The organism is Occallatibacter sp., from assembly GCF_049802275.1.
Taxonomy (GTDB): domain Bacteria; phylum Acidobacteriota; class Terriglobia; order Terriglobales; family Acidobacteriaceae; genus Telmatobacter.
The window spans coordinates 1-4,576 of record NZ_JBARMD010000264.1 but is presented as its reverse complement, the minus strand read 5'-3'; the positions used below and the strand labels follow the sequence as shown (position 1 = coordinate 4,576).

4 protein-coding genes are annotated in these 4,576 nt (G+C 53.1%); all 4 read right to left on the bottom strand.

Features of this window, described 5'->3' with window-relative positions; all coding sequences use genetic code 11:
• Positions 1–90 precede the first annotated feature (90 nt).
• The gene (locus WA354_RS09255) at positions 91–2,220 is read right to left on the bottom strand and encodes a B12-binding domain-containing radical SAM protein (RefSeq protein WP_472812721.1); all 2,130 of its coding nucleotides are present in this window, start codon (positions 2,218–2,220) and stop codon (positions 91–93) included.
• Positions 2,221–2,343: 123 nt separating this feature from the next.
• Entirely contained in the window at positions 2,344–3,291 is a 948-nt protein-coding gene (locus WA354_RS09250; RefSeq protein WP_472812720.1) for a glycosyltransferase family 2 protein, read from the bottom strand.
• Between the two features lie 300 nt (positions 3,292–3,591).
• Positions 3,592–3,963: a glycosyltransferase family 4 protein gene (locus tag WA354_RS09245; RefSeq protein WP_472812719.1), complete on the bottom strand. Its 372-nt coding sequence runs from the start codon at positions 3,961–3,963 to the stop codon at positions 3,592–3,594.
• Positions 3,964–4,145: 182 nt separating this feature from the next.
• On the bottom strand, positions 4,146–4,576 hold a 431-nt coding region (locus tag WA354_RS09240; RefSeq protein WP_472812718.1), incomplete at its 5' end, for a hypothetical protein.

The following is a 4,576-nucleotide window of genomic DNA, read 5'->3' as shown; positions in this document are numbered from 1 at the left end:
ACAAGCCGAACTGCCTCCAGCTTGAACTCAAGCGTGTACCTGCCCCGCTTACCATTCCTCATCGTCGTTTCCCTTTCGCTATTAAAGCAGCTAGCTAAGGGGTACGTTTTGCGGGGGCAAGGTCACTCTGCTCTCGAAACCACCGGGCCGACTCAATGCGGGTATTGCCTCGTTGTCGCGCCATATCCGGTTGCGGCCCATCTGTATGATGATCCTGCCAATACCGGTAGGCGTGGTGCCGTACCGCTTGATTAAAGCAGCCATCTCCTCCTGTTTAGCCGTAGAGAAGACAAATTGATGCACCGCCGGGGTGCTCAACTTAAACTCTGCGAGCAACATCGATAGTGGGCTTCGCATCCAATGCGGGACATCGTAGTGCAACAAAGCGGTTGGGTTATCCTCGTTCCGGTCGCTTCCCCAAAGGTTATGTGTCCGTCCCATGCAAAAACTCTTCACATCGGCAAATACCTCTGGCCACTCGCCCTCGCGTTCACTGCCGTCGCCGAGCATCCCGTCAACTGTCTCAAAGACGTATTTAACCCAATCATCCATCACTGCGAGGCTCATCGCCGTATGGGTCTGAATTAGATTGATGCCAATTTCTCCGTTCAGCAGCTTCTCATAATTGCCGTTTGCACATACATAGGCTCGAAGCTCCTCTTCAGAGTTCCATAGTTCATCCTTTGTCAAACGCACGAATGACCTGAAGATGGTCTGCACAGAATCGGGTGCTGTGTGAATGGCGCTGACGAGTCGCTGAAGCAGCCCGATGATCGAAATATGATTCTGCCGCAGAAGCCTTAACAAAGGACTGAGTCCACCACCGTTGTACACAACCGCGACCATCAGGTGGAGCTTTCTCGCTTCCACGTAGTCCTCGAAAGCCATAGTGTTCGTAGAAGTAATAACCTCTTCGATCTCCACTGCGATGCGCCCATTACCAAGTTTCGCAAAATCTCGGGGCAGAATTCGGAAATGTGAGCCAATCCTGTAATTCGCCCGGCTGAACGCCGAATTGAGTTTAGTGCCATTGAGCAACATGCAGGAATATGTGTCAATGATGTCGATTCCCGCTTCGACAACCTGCGAGAGAGAGTTGACGTGGCGTTCATACGAATCACCCGGGAGACCCAGAATTAGTTCCGACAAAGTGGGAAGTCCGAGTTCTTGATACACGCCCGCCAAAGCCAACATCTGCGAGGTACTGATGTTTTCTCGCTGGATCTCTTGAAGGACGACTGGATCCATTGACTGGACAGACATCCACATTGACATAGACCCGTTGAGCTTTCGAAGTGATTTCGCAATGCGTTCTTTTTTATTCTTGCCCGTCGAAGCGAAAATGGAGCGCGGCCAATTCTGCTTTTGCTGGATTCGTTCAATGTGCTCGACGATTTCGTAGTCGCGCTCGTACATTGCGAAATTCGGATCGGCAAACATCAGATTTGTGATCAGGTTTGGAGCCTTCGCAACAGCCGCGGCAATATAGTCAAGTTCTGCCTTGACTCGATCAATGCTGAATTGGTTCACCTTCGAAATGAGCTGGTTTCCCTCGTGGCAGAATGTGCATGAGAACGGGCATCCGCGATTGGTCTCCATCATTGGGGAGAGCTTGCCATCGAAGAATTTGTCCATGAAGCCGGTCAGGTAGGGAGATGGGATCTCGTCTAGGTCACGCCGCCGTGCAAGCATGGTTCCGCTCATGACTTCCGTCTCACTCACGCGGTGGATGAATCCATCGATTGGAGCCGATTTCATTTTCTCGCGGTCAAGACTCGACTCAAACGCGCGATTCAAGAGCGCCACAAATGCTTCTTCACCCTCAAGGTATGCATAAAAATCGATCAGCGGATTGCGCTTCACAAACTCCCTGCGCGCCTCATCATCCAGAGGAAAGTTGGGGCCACCCATCACGCGGATTGTCTTGGGTGAAATTTCCTGACTCATCCTGAAGAATTCCAATCCGAGATTGAAATTCCATGGATAGTTACTCAAGCCCAGGATGTCGGGCGGCCTTTCATTGATCGCCTGTTCAAGATCATCGACATACTTGAATAACTTCAAATCGATCTCTTTACCAAAGCGCTTATCCGCGTAGGCTGCGATAAAGCCGATGTTGAGAGGGAACGCATCGGTCGCGAGGGAGAGGGTGGTGTATGTGAGATCGCCCAGATAAATACTAAGCGGCCTTCGAGTCGATTTGCCCATAACATCAGCCATTTGACCTCCTTTGGGGGGGAAGATACCGGTAAGCAATCTTGATCTTACCGTTTAGTCCGCGAAAATAGCGCTCGGGGTTGAGTTTAGCTGCAAATCATGCTCGCAGCAGACGCCAAAATCAAATTAACAACCGGTCGTAACCGCTTCCGAGGGCCGTCGACGAGACTGATCGCGACATTCTTTAATCGCGCCGACCACCATCCAGAGGTTCAGTTTTGCCGAAAAGCGGACTCCGGGGCGAAAGGCGAGGAGCCAGCGAAGTGCCCAGACGATGAGGCGCCGGATCAGATAGAGCGGAATTCCAAAGACATACCAACGAGTTTGAGGTGGGATGCCGTGTTCGCGAATGTCGCCGCGTGCCTTGTCGAACCACCACTTCAGGAAGTACTGCCGGGTGATGCGACTCCGTGAGATTGAGTGGTGAACGACGGCCGCAGGTTCGTACCAGAGATGCTCGCCTCCTTGCAGCAGGCGCATGCCAAACTCGGTGTCTTCGCTACGGATTTCGGAGCCGGGCTGCGGACCAAGGTCGCGTCGGAAATCGCCATAGCGCGCAAATACCTCCTTACGATAGGCCATATTCGTACCGAAGGGCGGTTCCCTGAGTCGGCCAGCCGCCGGACCAAGATCAAACATTGCCAGAGGTGCGAGGGCATAGCGTGCCGAAGTCTCAAGCCACGCGGGCGGCGTAAATTCGGACTCGGGCAGGATCCGACCGCCTGCGCCTGCATACGCCGGGTCATCGAAGATCCGAGTGAGCATGCGGAGCCAATCGGGTTCAACCTGAACATCGTCGTCCATGAAGGCCAGAATTCTCGCATTGGTGTGGCGGATAGCCGAATTCAGTGCATGCGACTTGCCTGGGTGTGGTTCGAATGCATATCGGAAACGGCCGGGGTACCGAGATACAAATCGTTCAACAACCTCGCGCGTTCGATCCGTGGAGTTGTTGTCGACGACTAGGACTTCCCAGGAAACGGAATGGGGCAATCGAGAGACGGCCACACTCTCGAGGGCAGAGGCGAGGCCATCGCATCGATTGTACGTACACAGAATTACAGTGATGTCCATGTGTTCACCCATGGATCTTCGATTCGATCGCCCTAAAGACTAGCTTCAGACTCAGGTTTACGCCGTTCAACCGAAGGCTTGTTTGTGGATCACGCATTTTGAGGTTCCGTGCGAGCTTTTCTATGAACGGTAACCCTGGTGATAACAGATGTATTCCTATGCGGTAAGTTCCGATTCGTTCATGCCCAAGCCTTTGTGAGCCCTCGAGGCACAACATCTCAGATGCTCTGCAAACAGGCCGACCGGATCTCTTGGAATGTGCCTCTCAGCCCGAGCCCGTGCCGATTGCCCCATGCTTTGCTAATCTTCACGCCGCTCCCATGCGCGTTCTAGCGTATCAGCTAACAAGGGCACGGTTGGCACGGGCACCACGAGGCCCGTTTCATTGTCAACACACACTTCTGTATTTCCTGCAACCTCCGTCACGACTGCCGGCCGGCTGCACCACATTGACTCGACTAATGCCAAGGGCAATCCTTCATAGCGCGACGGGAGGACAAGCATATGGTTTTGCTCCCAGACCTCTCCAATACGTGCCACGTGACCGCGAAAGTGTACCTGGTCCAGCTGGAGCATCTCAGCCAAGCGCCGCAATGTGAGTTCGTATGGGCCTTTCCCGAAAAAACTCCAGGAGCTGGAAAATGCGATCCGTGAGTTGATTCGGGTCCACAATCAACAGCCGAAACCCTTTCGGTGGACCAAATCCGCAGACCAGAGCCTGGCCTCCATCGCCCGATTCGCCACTTCTACTCTGGCCACTCATGCACCTGCTGTTTATGAAAGAAATCAATGACCCAGGAGACTAGAATATGATTCATGCCCGTAAGACCCCATGCTTTTGTGCTCACCTGGATTCAGGAACGACCCTTTCGAATTCTCGAAGAGAGATTATCGAGTCCACGAAGGAAAAGCCCACCGTACCGTCTTGCTTTTGCCCTGAGCGGAGCGTGACGCCTCCAGTAGCGAAGACTGGCCTGCTCTCCTTCGAGGTCGTTCAGGATGTGGAAGATCCAAGCCTGCTTTAAAGCCAAATCACATACACTTAGATTTGCACTCTCGGGATCGAAATCTTTGTATCGTTGAGCGAACAACCTGTGCAACCGGGCGATGTCGACCAGGTATTGCCCCGTTCTCGTTAATCGGCTCGTCGTGTTGCCTGATGCCATCCGATAGCATGCCAGAACCTTCGATGAGATGAGGCCGCCTTCCAGACCGATGATCCGCGTCCACATCTCCCAATCAAGCGTGTAGCAAAGATCGAAGCGGAATTCTCCATGCTTTAGAT

Coding starts and splice junctions, on each gene's coding strand:
- WA354_RS09255 (WP_472812721.1), bottom strand. CDS start 2,220: ATGGCTGATGTTATGGGCAAATCGACTCGAAGGCCGCTTAGTATTTAT.
- WA354_RS09250 (WP_472812720.1), bottom strand. CDS start 3,291: ATGGACATCACTGTAATTCTGTGTACGTACAATCGATGCGATGGCCTC.